The sequence below is a fragment of the Cytobacillus sp. FSL H8-0458 genome, from assembly GCF_038002165.1.
Classification (GTDB): domain Bacteria; phylum Bacillota; class Bacilli; order Bacillales; family Cytobacillaceae; genus Cytobacillus.
Map to the genome: position 1 here is coordinate 822171 of NZ_JBBOBR010000001.1, position 15445 is coordinate 837615.

Here is a 15445-nt window from a genome sequence, read left to right on the forward strand (position 1 = left end):
AAAACTACTCAGTTTCCAATTCTTTTTGCGTATCTCAGTTTTTATTAATACACAAATTATGATTATTACATCAAAATGAATGGGAGTCTGACTATGCATACAATGTGGAAAGGAAGCATCAGTTTTGGGCTGGTGAATATACCAATTAAGCTGCATTCGGCTACAGAAGATAAGGATATTAAGCTGAGAAATCTTCATAAGGAATGTCATTCGCCAATTAAGTATGAGAAAACATGTCCTGTTTGTGAAAAGGAAATTAAGAACGAGGATATTGTAAAAGCTTATGAATACACAAAAGGAAAGTTTGTTGTTTTAGAGGATGAGGATTTAGAAAAGCTTAAACAGGAAAATGAGGATAAAGCTGTAGAAATAATGGACTTTGTAAAATTACAGGAAATTGATCCAATTTACTACAATCGCACGTATTATATGTCTCCAGGGGACGGGGGAGGGAAAGCGTATTCCCTTTTGAGAAAAGCGCTCGAGACGTCTGAAAAAGTAGGTCTGGCAAAAATTATTATCCGCTCCAAAGAACAGCTGGCTGTTGTCCGTGTATATGAAAACACTCTTGTCATGGAGACGATCCATTACCCTGATGAAGTACGGAAAGCTGCGGATGTGCCAAATGTGCCTGCTGAAGACAAAGTGACGGATAAGGAAATCGATACTGCCATCATGCTGATTGATCAATTAACCACAGAATTTAAACCAGAAAAATATAATGATGACTACCGGACAGCCCTTTTGGAGCTTATCGAAGCAAAACGGACTGGCAAAGATATCGTCACGCCTGTTGAAAAAGAGCCTGCGGCAAATGTTACCGACCTCATGGCTGCCCTTCAGGCATCAATTGATAAAACTAAACCTGCTGATGCGGAAACAAAGAAAAAACCTGCAGCTAAAAAGAAACGTGCTTCAATAAAAACAAAGGCTAAAAAGCAAGCTTGATGAACAAAAACCGAATTTGCTGATGCAGACTCGGTTTTTTTATTGGGCGGATCATAATTTGGGTGGATGCGGCTCACTCTATTCGCAAAAATGTTCCGATTATGATATTTTGTGGTAATTCTAACTAAAAAGGATTTGAGTGAATGAACTGGAGAAATATAACACGTAATAATATACTTTACTTATCGTTGGCTGCTTCTATCATTGGCGGGTTTTTGATGCTATTTATCGAAATAGTGGACGAACTGAAGGAAGAGGAGCTAATTCATTTCGATGAGTCAGTGATCCAATATATACAGGCATTTATTTCTCCCCGGCTCACAGAATATATGAGTGTAGTTACCTTTTTGGGGTCGGTAAAGTGGCTCGCTTTTTCTGTACTTCTAGCAGCTGTACTTTTGTTCCTGTTTAAAAAGAGATCACTTGCATGGTTCATGGTTCTTTCATCGGGTCTAGGAGCACTTTTTAACCTGCTGCTAAAATGGATTTTCAAAAGAGAACGTCCGGATATCAGACCTCTGATTGAAGAGCAGGGCTTCAGTTTTCCTAGCGGACATTCAATGGGATCTTTTATTTTTTATGGCTCACTTGCCTATATGATCATCCATCTGGCAAAAAGAAAGCGCTGGAAGGCTGCTTGGACAGTGATGCTGGTATGCTTTATTATAATGATTGGATTAAGCCGCATTTATTTAGGTGTTCATTTTCCAAGTGATGTAATAGCTGGTTTTGCAGCCGGAGGTGTCTGGCTTACCATCATGATTATTGGATTCCGCTATTATGAGTACCGTAAAAATTTATAATGGGTATTGAGAAATATGCACATTCTTAATAACATAGGGAAATAACAGAAACAGGAGTGGAAAGAATGAACCAAAAAATTTTGCCGGCATCAACAAATATGAAAGAATTTGAAAAGTTCCTGAGAAGCCCTTATGAAATTGGTGTATTTCTCGATATGCATATTTCACAGCTGAAACATATTTCGCAGATGGCTAAAACACATAACAAAAAAATGATTTATCATGTTGACCTGATTCATGGCTTGAAAAGCGACGACTTTGCCGTTGAATATATTTGCCAGGAATACAAGCCGTATGGGTTAATATCTACTAAATCCAGCGTCATCCTGAAAGCCAAGCAAAAGGGAGTGATTGCTGTCCAGAGGATTTTCCTAATCGATTCGCACGCACTTGAAAAGAGTTATAAATTAATCGAGAAAACCAGGCCGAACTATATAGAAGTTTTGCCGGGAGCCATGCCATGGATGATCAAAGAAGTGAATGAACGTTTGAATACCCCTATATTTGCCGGAGGACTCATCCGCTCAGAAGAAGAAGTGAAGAATGCGCTTGATGCAGGAGCAGCTGCCATTACAACATCAAAAATAGAATTATGGGAAAGGTTTTCATAAAAATGTTCTTGAAATGTTTGACAACGTTTTCATAGACTTGTATACTCGGTTTAACAAGTTAATTTATGTGTCGGAGATTAGGAGATTCACACAGTTTTGCCTTTTTAGGGTTAATCTGTCGTGAATCTCCTTTTTTGTTTCCGATCAGCAAAAATGGAAAGGGGATTTTCAGATGTCTGCTTTTATGGGAGAAATGATTGGAACGATGATTTTGATTCTTTTTGGAGGAGGAGTTGTTGCCGGGGCGAATTTAAAAAAGACCTTCTCTTTTAATGGAGGCTGGATTGTTATTACGATTGCCTGGGGACTTGCTGTAACGATGGGGGTTTTTGCTGTAGGGTCGATCAGCGGTGCGCACTTGAACCCTGCTGTAACCATTGGATTTGCGCTTAGCGGTGATTTCCCATGGCAAGACGTGCCCGGGTATATTCTGGCTCAGATCCTGGGTGGGTTCTTGGGAGGGGTGATTGTATTTCTTCACTATCTGCCGCATTGGAAAGAAACAGAGGACCAGGGTGCCAAGCTTGCTGTTTTCTCAACAAGTCCTGCCATTCCCCATACATTTTCAAATTTATTGAGTGAAATAATCGGGACGTTCATTCTTGTATTGGGTTTGATGTTTATAGGAGCAAATCAATTTACTGAAGGATTAAATCCGATTGCTGTTGGCCTTCTCATCGTTGTTATCGGCATGTCGCTTGGCGGGACAACCGGCTATGCAATTAATCCGGCCCGTGATTTGGGGCCGCGCATTGCTCATTTTCTTCTTCCCATTGCAGGCAAAGGGAAATCGAACTGGGGATATGCATGGATCCCGGTAGCCGGGCCAATCCTTGGGGGATTAATGGGATCAGCATTCTATCAAGTTATGTTCGATGGCAAAGCATCAGGTATGTTATGGGCAGTGCTGGGTGTTAATATAATAGTATTAATTCTTTCGTATATTTTTGGCAAAAAACAGCCGGGAGAAGTTGATTCTTCAAAAGTGGCTGCATAAATAAGAGTATTGAACGAGATTGGGAGGGGTCCAAAATGGAAAAGTATATTTTATCATTAGATCAGGGAACTACAAGTTCACGGGCTATTCTTTTTAATAAAGAAGGGGAAATTGTGCACACGGCACAAAAAGAGTTCACACAGCATTTTCCTAAGCCTGGCTGGGTTGAACATAATGCTAATGAAATATGGGGTTCAATTTTATCGGTAATAGCAGGTGTTTTTTCAGAATCCGGCATAAAGCCTGAACAGATTGCCGGCATTGGCATCACAAACCAGAGGGAAACAACTGTTGTTTGGGATAAAGAAACGGGAGCACCGATTTATAATGCGATTGTATGGCAGTCAAGGCAGACCAGCGAAATTTGTGATGACTTGAAAGAAAAAGGCTATAACGACCTGTTCAGAGAAAAAACCGGCCTATTAATTGATGCATATTTCTCCGGAACAAAGGTTAAATGGATATTGGATCATGTGGAAGGGGCAAGGGAAAAAGCGGAACAGGGAAAATTATTGTTTGGAACCATTGATACATGGCTAATCTGGAAGCTATCTGGAGGGAAGGCACATGTGACCGATTACTCCAATGCCTCCCGCACATTAATGTTTAATATCCATGAACTTAAGTGGGATGAAGAGCTCCTGAATATTCTTGGAGTCCCGAAAGCGATGCTTCCTGAAGTGAAGCCATCTTCCGAGGTGTATGCCAAGACCATTGACTATCACTTTTTCGGAAAGGAAGTACCGATCGCCGGGGCGGCGGGGGATCAGCAGGCTGCGCTGTTTGGACAAGCATGCTTCGAGAAAGGAATGGCTAAAAACACTTACGGCACAGGCTGTTTCATGCTTATGAACACAGGTGAAAAAGCCGTGCAGTCTGAACATGGACTTCTAACAACCATTGCCTGGGGGCTTGATGGGAAAATTGAATATGCATTGGAGGGCAGCATTTTTGTTGCCGGCTCAGCTATTCAATGGCTGCGTGATGGAATGAGAATGCTCAAGGATGCGAAGGACAGTGAAAGCTATGCCAAAAAAGTGGACTCGACTGATGGAGTATATGTAGTTCCAGCTTTTGTAGGCCTTGGGACTCCGTATTGGGATAGTGATGTAAGGGGAGCAGTATTCGGAGTCACGCGGGGAACGTCCAAAGAGCATTTTATCAGGGCGACACTTGAGTCACTTGCTTATCAGACAAAAGATGTCCTCTCTGCGATGGAAGCAGACTCTGGCATTGAACTTAAGACGCTTAGAGCTGATGGCGGTGCCGTGAAAAATAATTTCCTGATGGAGTTCCAGTCAGATATTTTAAATGTTCCTGTAGAGAGGCCGGTAATTAATGAAACGACCGCTCTTGGGGCAGCTTATCTTGCGGGATTGGCTGTCGGGTTCTGGAAATCACAGGAGGAAATTGCTGAGCAGTGGGCAATTGACCAATCATATCATCCATCGATGGATGATCAAGTGCGTGAAAATCTTTATCAGGGCTGGAAAAAGGCTGTAAAGGCAGCTATAGCCTTTAAATAATCAGACGCAAGTTGTTTACACAAATTATATCTTTTATGTTATAATAATCTTAAGTTAATAGTTCGGCAGGAGATGCGGAGAGACCACAAAATCATTATCGTCTTATCGATAATGTATTTTGTGGTCTCTTTTTTATTACCTGCTTAAAAAGGGTAGTTACAACTACCAGCTATTCGACAAGGAGGAGACAGCAATGACATTTTCTAATTTAAATCGTACTGACATGATAAATACACTTACAGCAGAAGAATTTGATATTCTCATTATTGGCGGCGGCATAACGGGAGCGGGGATTGCTTTGGACGCTGCAACACGGGGAATGAAAACGGCGCTCGTTGAAATGCAGGATTTTGCAGCCGGAACTTCCAGCCGTTCAACCAAACTGGTTCACGGAGGCTTAAGATATCTTAAGCAATTCGAAGTTAAAATGGTAGCTGAAGTCGGCAAGGAGCGGGCGATCGTATATGAAAATGGCCCACATGTGACTACACCGGAGTGGATGCTGCTTCCAATGCATAAAGGGGGCACCTTTGGAAAATTCTCAACTTCAATCGGCCTGAGAGTTTACGATTTTCTTGCAGGCGTCAGAAAGTCTGAACGCAGAAATATGCTCAATGTCCGGGAAACCTTAACAAAAGAGCCGCTTATAAAAAAAGATGGACTAAAAGGCGGGGGCTATTATGTGGAATACCGCACCGATGATGCCCGTCTTACAATAGAGGTAATGAAAGCTGCTGCAGAAAAAGGCGCTCTTCCAGTTAACTATTTGAAGGTCGAGAACCTTTTATATGATGAACAAGGTAAAGTATGCGGAGCTGCTGCTGCAGATCAGCTGACTGGAAAGATTCATGAAATCAGAGCGAACAAGGTCATCAACGCTGCTGGTCCCTGGGTTGATTCTATACGTGAGAAAGACGGTTCCAGAAAAGGAAAGACCCTGCGTCTGACTAAAGGTGTTCATTTGGTAATTGACCAATCAAAGTTCCCTTTAAAACAGGCTGTGTACTTTGATACTCCTGACAAAAGGATGGTATTTGCCATACCTAGAAACGGAAAAACATATGTGGGGACAACAGATACATTCTATGATTCAGATCCCGTAAATCCAAAAATGACTGCAAGTGACAGAACATACATCATAAACGCTATTAACTTTATGTTTCCTTCTGTGAAAATAACGGAGAATGACATTGAATCAAGCTGGGCTGGTGTTCGTCCGCTTATTTGGGAAGAAGGAAAAGACCCTTCCGAAATATCACGTAAAGATGAAATTTGGGAGTCTGATACTGGTTTGCTGACAATTGCCGGCGGGAAATTGACCGGCTACCGGAAAATGGCCGAAACCATTGTTGATTTGCTTGCTGAAAAATTCAAACAGGAATCGAATAGGACATTTAGCAGCAGTATTACAAAAACATTGCCCATTTCTGGTGGAAATGTAGGGGGATCATCCAAGTTCCGGGAATTTATTGGGTTCCAGACTGAAAAAGGTACAAGTATCGGTTTAACAGCTGAACAGTCCAAACACCTTGTTAATTTGTATGGTTCTAACGTTGGCATCATTTTTAATATGATTGAAGCGGACAGGAGTGAAGCTGAGAAATACGGTCTGCCGATTGTATTGTGGGCAAAGTTGAAATATGCAATTGAACATGAAATGGCTGCCACCCCTGTTGACTTTTTTAACCGGAGAACAGGAGCGCTTCTTTTTGATATTGAAACGGTAAGAAATTATCAAAGGCAAGTAATATCATATATGGCTGATGCATTTAAATGGGATAAGGCTTCTGAAAGAAATTTTGAGAACCAGCTGAACCAGGAACTAAGCTTTGCAATAAAGCCTGCTGATCAGGAATAAAACTCTCCGGACGGGGAGTTTTATTTTAATAGGTGAATTTAAACAAAAGGGACATTCCACAGGCATACTATATTATAAATAGGTAGCGGAGGTGGGTTATGTACAATGTTCTCATGTTTGTTGACTCGGGGGTTGATGATTCACTTGCCCTAATGTATGCCCTTCAGCATCCTGAGATTAATTTAGTTGGTGTAGTCAGCGCTTATGGTAACATAACCAAAGAAGAATCCATTAATAATACTGCCTATTTGCTGAACCTTGCCGGCAGAGAGGACATTCCTATTATAGCAGGGGCAAGCGGGCCATTATCGGGTGAGACCGCTGTCTTTTATCCTGAAATTCATGGGGAGGAAGGACTGGGGCCCATTCAGCCTCCGGAGAATTTTAGCAGCAAAATAAAGGTATATGATATTGACAAAATTATTGAAATTGTGAATCAATACAAAAATGATCTTGTGATCGTTGGTGTTGGAAGGCAGACAGATTTGGCACTGCCGCTCATTCTGTATGGAAAGGATGCATATCAAGATGTAAATGCATTTTATTTAATGGGCGGTGCGTTTCTGGTTCCGGGAAATGTAACGCCAGAGGCAGAAGCCAACTTTTATGCTGACCCCATCGCAGCGGATTCAGTGCTGGAAAAAGCTAAAAACATTTATATATTTCCTCTGAATGTAACAAATAAAGCGATTATCCGGCCTGAGACGATTAATTTTATTGTAAGTAATACCCAGTCACCTTTTAAAGATTTAATCAAACCGGCTTATGATTATTATTATGAAGCTTACCAAAAGCTTGTTCCGGGAATTCAGGGTGCACCTCTCCATGATGTTCTTGTTCTAAGTGTTCTTACAAATCCCGATCTGGTCAACTATGTTAAACGAAGAGTGAGAATTGAACAGTTTGGAAAGGCCAAAGGAAAAAGCATAGCTGATTTTAGGCCTAAACCAGAAGAGGAACCGCCGGAAACAATTGATAATATCGCTATGGAGCTTGACATGGAACCTTTTATCATTGATTTTATGGAGGTTTTTCTCTCTCAGAAAAATCAGAAATAGCTTTTGACACATTGTGTTAAAAGCTTTTTTATTTGTGTTGAAGGGGAATGGGAAGTTCACATAGAATGTATTAACATGGAAAACATTTGCAGTGAGTGGAAGATTATTTCGAAATAATTAAAATGGCAATAAATCCATTTCTTCGGCAACATTAATCAAAATCAAATGGAGGCTCTCAAATTGCTGAAAAATAAAAAATTAAACATGACTCTTTCAATTCTCGGAATGGTCATAGCCATTGCCCTGGCGTACAGTGTGCTTGTCTTTTTAAATAAGGATGAATCTAAGATGCAAAAGACCTCGGCAAATGCGGAGGCACCCGCACAGGGATTAATGTACGAAGATTTAGGGGACTTTATTGCCTCCAATCATACTTTTTATAATGAAACACTTGGATGGGGAAGAGACCGTAAAGTCAGCTGGCCTAAGCAAAAAGAGCAGGCTGATTTAATCGTCAACTCCCTTAAAAAAATATCAGCGGAGAATAAAGACCTTCAGACAGACCTGGGCACAATTAAAAGTCTGGCAGAAACTGTGCAGTCAGGCACCAAGGAAAAAGACGTATTAATCAAACTGCACCGGTATTTTCATGATCTGGATATAGGTTTTAATGACTATAAAGATACAACCGATTATTTTGATGTAACCGAGTATAAAGGAGAAAGCTAATCTAAGGGTGACAAGATTTTTTCTTGACAGATAACCGCATATAAGATAATATAGTGATTGAAGTATTTGAGGTATATTGTTGAAGTCGTTAATTCACATGGAATGTTCGGCAGCCGAACCTTCTTGCTAGTGAAACTGCGGCTTTTTATTATGTTTTATGCTCTTTAGGATTTTGAAAGAGTAAGTATGTGTTTGTAATTAAGAATAATTTGTGTGGACAGCTTTATGCTGAATGTTCTTCTTAATCATCTTCTGTAAACCAGACACTTCTCCGTATTTTTACTTCAGTAAGTTTCTTACCATTTAATATTAAAATCTCAGAGAGCATCTAAGTCGGAAAGGATTCCGACCAACCTGATTCCCACTGGCGCGGTCTCGGAGCCGCAAGGATGGAAGAGAGGAAGGGCTTTCATTGTTTTAGGTAATAATTAATTAACTCAAATATATCACTTATAAGGACAGTATTTGCTGTCCTTTTTTATTTACTTTGCAAAAACACGAACATTTGAATAAATTTCAGTTTGAACATTTGTGTTTTTGTGGTATTATCTACTTAATAGAATAGCTTTTCAAAATCGCAGTGACTGACGACAATGCGGAATCAACCGCTGGGGAGCTGCGTCTATGTATAGCCGGTCGTCTGGGCAGAGATAAGGGATACCCTTGTCTCTTTTTTTCATAACAAAATGGAAAAGCCCGCAAGCCGAATAGGTGCTTTTCCTATAGGAGGAATATGCATGGCGGAAAAAAAAATTACTCTTGATGGAAATGTTGTGGCAAAACATGTGAAAGACCAATTAAAGAATCGAATTGAAGAATTAAAGGGAAAAGGTGTTGAGCCATGTTTAGCCACAATTTTAGTGGGGGATGATCCTTCGTCTGAAACGTATGTAAGGATGAAGGGGAATGCATGTGAAAAGCTAGGTATTTTATCAAAACGTATTCATATGTCAAAGGATACAACAACACAAGAACTACTGGAGAAAATTGCAGAACTGAACGAGGATCCTTCAGTACATGGAATCCTTCTCCAGCATCCTGTACCCGGACATATCGATGAACGTAAAGCTTTTGAAGCCATTGCAATTGAAAAAGACGTAGATGGTGTTACAAGCCTTGGATATGGTCAAACTGCTTTCGGCTTTGGTGAATATCCGTCCTGTACACCTGCAGCTATTTTGGAGATTATGGATTATTATAAATTGAATGCTGAAGGTATGCATGCTGTTGTCATCGGCAGAAGCCCAATCCTTGGCAAGCCGGTTTCTGCCCTTTTACTCAATCGAAATGCAACGGTCACAACCTGCCATTCATATACCAAAGATCTGCCCCGGATTGTAAAGCAGGCTGATATTGTAGTTGCAGCTGTGGGAAAACCTAACTTTGTTAAGGGTGAATGGATTAAAGAAGGGGCCATTGTTCTTGATGCCGGATATAATGAAGGAAATATTGGAGATGCAGAGTATGACAGCTGTTTCGAAAAAGCATTTGCTATTACACCTGTACCTGGTGGAGTAGGACCTGTAACGATTTCCATGCTTTTGAAACATACAGTTCAGGCTGCGGAAAAGACGCTAACTAACAAGAAAATCGTAAATAGTCAATTTATCCCTAATTAAAAATTGATCTTCAAAAGGATTGACTTATAGATGGGTGTCGTTTATTATTAGGTTAACGCTGTAAAGTTCGTAATATACTTTTTGGATAAGTAGTCGTAGCTGCAAAGAAATGTAGGCGATCGTTCATCCTCATTTCTGGCAGCTGCGGCTTTTTTATGTTTAAGTTTATATGGTACATTATAGTGAAAAACAACTTATTGGGAGGCAACACAAATGAACACAGGTAAAGTTAAATGGTTTAATGCAGAAAAAGGTTTCGGATTCATCGAATCTTCAGAAGGTCAAGATGTATTCGTACACTTCTCCGCTATCCAAACTGAAGGTTTCAAAACTTTAGAAGAAGGTCAAGACGTAACTTTCGAAATCGTTGAAGGTAACCGTGGACCTCAAGCTGCTAACGTAACAAAAGCATAATTTTGCTTAAATGAGGTGATGCATGTCTAATCATGCATCACCTTTTTATGTTTGCTTATCCACTTTGTAGCCTTCAGCATTCCTCAAAACAGATCTTCTGCAATACCTGCTTTTAGGATATGTATTTTTCATTTCACCCAATTAAAATTCTTCACTTACAAAAAGTTTAAAATTAGTGCAAACGGAAATGTAAAAAAGAGATGCAAACTGGAAAGCCTAGTAAAGTGTCATTGTCTTTATACAAAACAGTCTTTCAGTACCTAATAACATATATAATTCAAGGAGGAACAAATATTTTGACAACTTTTTCAGATTTTGGCTTAAGTAATGAAATAGTAAAAGCTCTTTCCAATATGGGCTTCGAGGAACCAACACCAATTCAGGCACAGGCTATTCCAATCGGAATGCAGGGGAAGGACATGATTGGCCAGGCGCAGACTGGAACTGGAAAAACCACCGCTTTCGGTGTACCGCTTTTAGAGCAGATTGATTTAAACGAAGGAATTCAAGGACTTGTCCTTGCTCCAACAAGGGAGCTTGCCGTACAGGTAGCTGAAGAATTAAACCGTATAGGACAGGTAAAAGGTGTGCGGACACTTCCTGTTTACGGCGGTCAGGATATTAGCCGCCAAATTCGTGCACTTAAAAAACACCCGCATATCATTGCAGCTACACCAGGCAGATTAATTGATCATATTGAAAGAAAAACAATCCGCTTAAGCAATATCAAAATGGTCGTTTTAGATGAAGCGGATGAAATGCTCAATATGGGATTCATTGAGGATATCGAAAGAATATTAAGTGAAATTAAAGGGGAGCGCCAAACCCTGCTTTTCTCGGCAACAATGCCAAGAAGAATTCAGTCCCTTGCTGAAAAATTCATGCAGGAGCCTGAAATGGTTAAAGTGAAAGCGAAAGAAATGACAGTTAAAAATATTGAACAGTATTATATGGAAACGCATGAAAAACAAAAATTTGATGTGCTTTGCAATTTGCTGGATATTCAATCACCTGAGCTGGCGATTGTATTTGGCCGGACAAAAAAGCGTGTAGATGAAGTGGTGGAAGGACTCATTAAGAGAGGATACTCAGCTGAAGGAATTCATGGCGATATTCCACAGGCGAAAAGAGATCAGGTAATCCGCCGATTTAAAGAGCAGACAATCGATATTATGGTAGCAACTGATGTTGCTGCCCGAGGCCTTGATATTTCAGGCGTCTCCCATGTTTATAACTTCGATATCCCGCAGGATCCTGAAAGCTATGTTCACAGAATTGGACGTACTGGCCGTGCAGGAAACAAAGGGCTTGCGATCACGTTCGTTTCACCAAGAGAAATCGACCACCTGAAAATAATTGAAAATGTTACAAAGAGCAAAATGGCGAAAAAGCCTGTACCTTCATTTAAGGATGTAGTAGCTGGCAATCAGGAGTCGACTATTAATAAGCTCATGGAAGTTATTGAAAAAGAGGAACATGCAGACTTCAAGAGAGTAGCCGAAAACCTTCTTGAAGAGACAGATTCTGTAACCTTGCTTGCTGCAGCAATGAAATTACTGACTAAAGGTCCTGATGTAACACCGGTTAAATTAACTGCGGTTGAACCTATCCGTGTCAGAAAACCTAAAGGTGATCGCGGAGGAAGAAGATTCAGCGACAGATCCAGAGGCGGCGGACGCGATAGAAGAGATTTTAAAGGCGGCCGGGACAGACGGAGCAGTAAGCCACGCAGCAATAGCAATAAGGGATAATGCGGCCTGAATAGCGAAAAAAAGATTTTTTTCACTGCTTTTTGAATATTTTATTATAAAAATTGAAGTTTTTACCCATATTAGTAAATGCAGGGTAATTAATCACTCTGTGAGTTATTGATATTAGGAGGAAATTTACATGGCAACAGGCAAAGTAAAATGGTTTAACTCAGAAAAAGGTTTTGGTTTTATCGAAGTTGAAGGCGGAGAAGATGTATTTGTTCATTACTCTGCAATCCAGACAGAAGGTTTCAAAACCCTTGATGAAGGCCAGGAAGTTAACTTTGACATAGAGCAGGGCCAGCGTGGACCGCAAGCTGTAAATGTAACAAAGTTATAATGACTGATAAGAGAGTCCCTTAATGGGGGCTCTCTTTTAATTTTGGGGGTAAATAAGATACTACAGTAAGGAGAAAGGACTGATAGTGATTAGAATCATCATTTTATCCGATACCCACATGCCAAGGAAATCAAAAAAGCTGCCAGGAGTATTGCTGAATGAAATGAATGGCTGTGACTTAATTATTCATGCAGGGGATTGGCAGAGCATCGAACTTTATGAGGAATTAAAAGAACGTGCTCCGGTTGAGGGGGTATATGGAAATACTGACAATGATGAACTGCGCGCTATTTTGAAGGAAAAAATTCTGCTTGAAATAGAAGGTTATAAAATAGGTGTTGTCCATGGGCATGGAAGGGGAAAAACAACTGAAAAAAGAAGTATTGAGGCTTTCGATGATGAAGAGGTTGATGCTGTTATTTTCGGGCATTCGCATATCCCGGTCAAGAAACTTCATAATGGAGTTATCCTGTTTAATCCCGGGTCTCCAACTGACAAGCGCAGGATGCCGAATTATTCGTTCGGCATCCTGGAAATTACAGATGAGTTAATATTCAATCATGTTTTTTTCAATTCTAAGGAATAAAACTTCATTAAATCTTAAGTGTATTAAGGTCAAATTCATAATAATCCTGTGTGCCGTATGGTTCAAAGCCGCATAATTTGTATAGTGATAGAGCATGGTCATTTTCTGCAGCGACTTCAAGATGCACCCAGCTGATTCCCTTGCTGTGCTGATGGTTAACAGCATTAGTAAGGGCGCTTCTGCCGATTCCTTTTCCCTGGAATAAAGGATCGACAGCAAAACCGTAAAACCAGGCAGCACCTTCTTCTATTTGAATCCTGATTTTGCCGGATTTTACGCCTTTGTATTTAATTATAAATGTCTTCTCATTTTCGCAGTCAAAGATATTTTTATTAAATGCCGCTGCCTCTTCTTTTGGAACATCAAAGCATACTGTATCCAGATGATTAATGAAATCCAGGTCACTTCTCACTGCTTTCTCCATGGTTACTTCCTGGTTTATTGTTCCGATCTCCGCGCTTTTATGGCGTTTCATTTGATACTCGGAGAAAGAATAGCTGCAAGGAAATGACTTTATAAAACCTTTCGCAGATTCAGAAGTGGCTGGTGCATTAATAAGCAATTTGCTTGCCTGGGTCAATTGTTTAGCTGCTTCATTGAACAGACTGCAGAAGATGCCTTTGCGTCTATGATCCGGATGAACCATTCCGCATAATTCCGCCGGGCCTCCGAAACTATAAAGAGCAAGGTAGCCCAATAATTTTCCGCTTTTATCATAATGAAAATAGTCATTTTTCTCATCTGCAGGTCTCGATTTCAAAGTATCCCAATTTAATTTTAATTCGATATTCTCTGTCTCTTCGCATATCTGCTGTAGAGAACGAATATCGTCTAATTGTTTTTTTGTCAGCAATCAGGCAGCCTCCTGTATAAAAAATTGATAAACCAATAATATATGAAAAAGGTTCAAACGAATAGTCATAAAATTGAATACATTTGAGTGCGGATTGAAATTATGTTAATAAATATAGCAATATGTTAGGATTGTATGGATTAGGGGGAGATTGAATGAAAAATTTCACAGTGAAGTTCCATAAGGAAGACAATATAAAGCAGATGGCTGTTCAGAAGCTGAATGAAAATGATTTTGAGCAATATACAGAAGGCGGAACAAGGCATTTATTTGAATTGAACTCAAATGTTGGCTATTTTATATTTTTTGATGCTGTCGACAAGGAAGGTAAAGAGTCTTACATGGTTCTCCAATATGAAGGCGAATCGGAAGAACCCAATTCATGCTTTGCTTTTGAATTAAAAGACTTCTACCAATTCACAGCTCTTTATCTGAATGACCTCGATTTTAATGAAGGAAGTAATGTGGACAGGGAAGAGGCTTATACACCTATACAGCATTTAGCGCATCTAATGTATCACATTATTGAAGAGGGAAAGGGAGTTTAAATAAAGTGAAAGAGCAGGGGAACCCTGCTCTTATTCTTCTGCATGGGAGAGGTTGTCCCGGCAGAAAGCTGAGACTGTTTTTTCTTCGTCTTCATCTAAAGCGAAATCCAAAACCGTTCCAGAACCGCCTTCAACAAAATGATAATTAAGAATCCTCTCGTCTTCTCCGTTTTTAAAGTAAAGCACTCTTAGCTTAATCCCATTCTCTGAATATAATTCATCTTCTTCATCCACATCAATATCTAAAAAGAATTCGTAGCGGTCACCTGTTAAAATGCCAGTAGGATCCTGTATGTACTCAACAGTATAACTTGTAATGTTCATGGTCTTCACCCTTTCTATCGCTGCTGTACATGTCATTATACACTTTTCCCGGATTGGGTTAATAGTATTTAACAATTTTTTGCTGTGTTTCAATGATTACAGCTGCAGGTTTAGAACTTTTTGACAGAAGCATTTAAATATGTTATACTAATTTTAGTTAAAAGAATATAATATTGCCCATAAACACTTGTTATATAGAGCCAGTGGTTCGTCACTTTATATAGCAAGTGATTTTTATTTTGGGTAAGGGTCTTACTCTTTGGGAGGTGCCTCTATATGGCAATGGGATTTGGCAGAAAAAACATGGAAGAAATCAAGGTTGAAGAAGTGAAAATCTGGGAGTGTACATCTGAGTCCTGCAACTGCTGGGTAAGGGACAATTTCAAAAGCAGCCAGGTGCCTCTTTGTCCGATTTGCAAAAGTGAAATGAAAGAAACGACTAAAGAATTGCAAGTCGTTAACAATAACAGCATATTTTCTAAATAGTTGCAAGGGCGATCTAAATCGCCCTTTTATTTTTTGCATCATAATAAATAAGAG

The 15445-nt window shown here is 39.9% G+C and carries 17 protein-coding genes and 1 riboswitch; of the genes, 15 read left to right on the forward strand and 2 right to left on the reverse strand.

Going from position 1 to position 15445, the window contains the following annotated elements; all coding sequences use genetic code 11:
- Positions 1 to 93 precede the first annotated feature (93 nt).
- From ku to NYE23_RS04280, 13 genes are all read left to right on the forward strand, one after another.
- Positions 94 to 948, forward strand: a complete 855-nt coding sequence (gene ku / locus NYE23_RS04220; RefSeq protein ID WP_341075704.1) for a non-homologous end joining protein Ku — start codon at positions 94 to 96, stop codon at positions 946 to 948.
- A gap of 143 nt (positions 949 to 1091) precedes the next feature.
- The gene (locus tag NYE23_RS04225) at positions 1092 to 1751 is read left to right on the forward strand and encodes a phosphatase PAP2 family protein (RefSeq protein WP_341075705.1); all 660 of its coding nucleotides are present in this window, start codon (positions 1092 to 1094) and stop codon (positions 1749 to 1751) included.
- Between the two features lie 65 nt (positions 1752 to 1816).
- A complete protein-coding gene (locus tag NYE23_RS04230) occupies positions 1817 to 2362 on the forward strand; it encodes a glycerol-3-phosphate responsive antiterminator (protein WP_341075706.1) in 546 nt (181 codons plus the stop codon).
- A 172-nt stretch (positions 2363 to 2534) separates the two neighbouring features.
- Positions 2535 to 3359 (forward strand): MIP/aquaporin family protein, encoded by an 825-nt coding sequence (locus NYE23_RS04235; protein ID WP_341075707.1) that lies wholly within the window; start codon positions 2535 to 2537, stop codon positions 3357 to 3359.
- A 35-nt stretch (positions 3360 to 3394) separates the two neighbouring features.
- Positions 3395 to 4885, forward strand: coding sequence for a glycerol kinase GlpK (gene glpK / locus NYE23_RS04240; RefSeq protein WP_341075708.1), 1491 nt, complete (start codon positions 3395 to 3397; stop codon positions 4883 to 4885).
- 193 nt (positions 4886 to 5078) lie between these two features.
- On the forward strand, positions 5079 to 6743 hold the full coding sequence (locus tag NYE23_RS04245) for a glycerol-3-phosphate dehydrogenase/oxidase (protein WP_341075710.1): 1665 nt from the start codon (positions 5079 to 5081) through the stop codon (positions 6741 to 6743).
- A gap of 98 nt (positions 6744 to 6841) precedes the next feature.
- Positions 6842 to 7801, forward strand: coding sequence for a nucleoside hydrolase (locus tag NYE23_RS04250; RefSeq protein WP_341075711.1), 960 nt, complete (start codon positions 6842 to 6844; stop codon positions 7799 to 7801).
- 180 nt (positions 7802 to 7981) lie between these two features.
- The gene (locus tag NYE23_RS04255; protein ID WP_341075714.1) at positions 7982 to 8470 is read left to right on the forward strand and encodes a hypothetical protein; all 489 of its coding nucleotides are present in this window, start codon (positions 7982 to 7984) and stop codon (positions 8468 to 8470) included.
- A 570-nt stretch (positions 8471 to 9040) separates the two neighbouring features.
- Positions 9041 to 9123: riboswitch (ZMP/ZTP riboswitch) on the forward strand.
- A gap of 84 nt (positions 9124 to 9207) precedes the next feature.
- Positions 9208 to 10089: a bifunctional 5,10-methylenetetrahydrofolate dehydrogenase/5,10-methenyltetrahydrofolate cyclohydrolase gene (locus NYE23_RS04260; protein ID WP_341075715.1), complete on the forward strand. Its 882-nt coding sequence runs from the start codon at positions 9208 to 9210 to the stop codon at positions 10087 to 10089.
- Between the two features lie 213 nt (positions 10090 to 10302).
- Complete coding sequence (locus NYE23_RS04265; protein ID WP_009332508.1) at positions 10303 to 10503, forward strand: cold-shock protein; 201 nt, start codon at positions 10303 to 10305, stop codon at positions 10501 to 10503.
- Between the two features lie 296 nt (positions 10504 to 10799).
- Entirely contained in the window at positions 10800 to 12254 is a 1455-nt protein-coding gene (locus tag NYE23_RS04270) for a DEAD/DEAH box helicase (RefSeq protein ID WP_341075718.1), read from the forward strand.
- A 139-nt stretch (positions 12255 to 12393) separates the two neighbouring features.
- The gene (locus NYE23_RS04275; protein ID WP_009332506.1) at positions 12394 to 12594 is read left to right on the forward strand and encodes a cold-shock protein; all 201 of its coding nucleotides are present in this window, start codon (positions 12394 to 12396) and stop codon (positions 12592 to 12594) included.
- An 88-nt stretch (positions 12595 to 12682) separates the two neighbouring features.
- Complete coding sequence (locus NYE23_RS04280) at positions 12683 to 13180, forward strand: metallophosphoesterase family protein (RefSeq protein ID WP_341080593.1); 498 nt, start codon at positions 12683 to 12685, stop codon at positions 13178 to 13180.
- Positions 13181 to 13187: 7 nt separating this feature from the next.
- On the opposite strand, the gene NYE23_RS04285 is transcribed toward NYE23_RS04280, so the two are convergent.
- The gene (locus tag NYE23_RS04285; protein WP_341075720.1) at positions 13188 to 14033 is read right to left on the reverse strand and encodes a GNAT family N-acetyltransferase; all 846 of its coding nucleotides are present in this window, start codon (positions 14031 to 14033) and stop codon (positions 13188 to 13190) included.
- A 155-nt stretch (positions 14034 to 14188) separates the two neighbouring features.
- Between NYE23_RS04285 and NYE23_RS04290 the strand changes: the two genes are divergently transcribed.
- A complete protein-coding gene (locus NYE23_RS04290) occupies positions 14189 to 14581 on the forward strand; it encodes a cytosolic protein (protein WP_341075722.1) in 393 nt (130 codons plus the stop codon).
- Positions 14582 to 14611: 30 nt separating this feature from the next.
- On the opposite strand, the gene NYE23_RS04295 is transcribed toward NYE23_RS04290, so the two are convergent.
- Entirely contained in the window at positions 14612 to 14905 is a 294-nt protein-coding gene (locus tag NYE23_RS04295; RefSeq protein WP_341075724.1) for a DUF6509 family protein, read from the reverse strand.
- A 276-nt stretch (positions 14906 to 15181) separates the two neighbouring features.
- On the opposite strand from NYE23_RS04295, the gene NYE23_RS04300 reads away from it, so the two are divergent.
- Positions 15182 to 15391, forward strand: a complete 210-nt coding sequence (locus NYE23_RS04300) for a cold-shock protein (protein WP_048011448.1) — start codon at positions 15182 to 15184, stop codon at positions 15389 to 15391.
- Positions 15392 to 15445 lie beyond the last annotated feature (54 nt).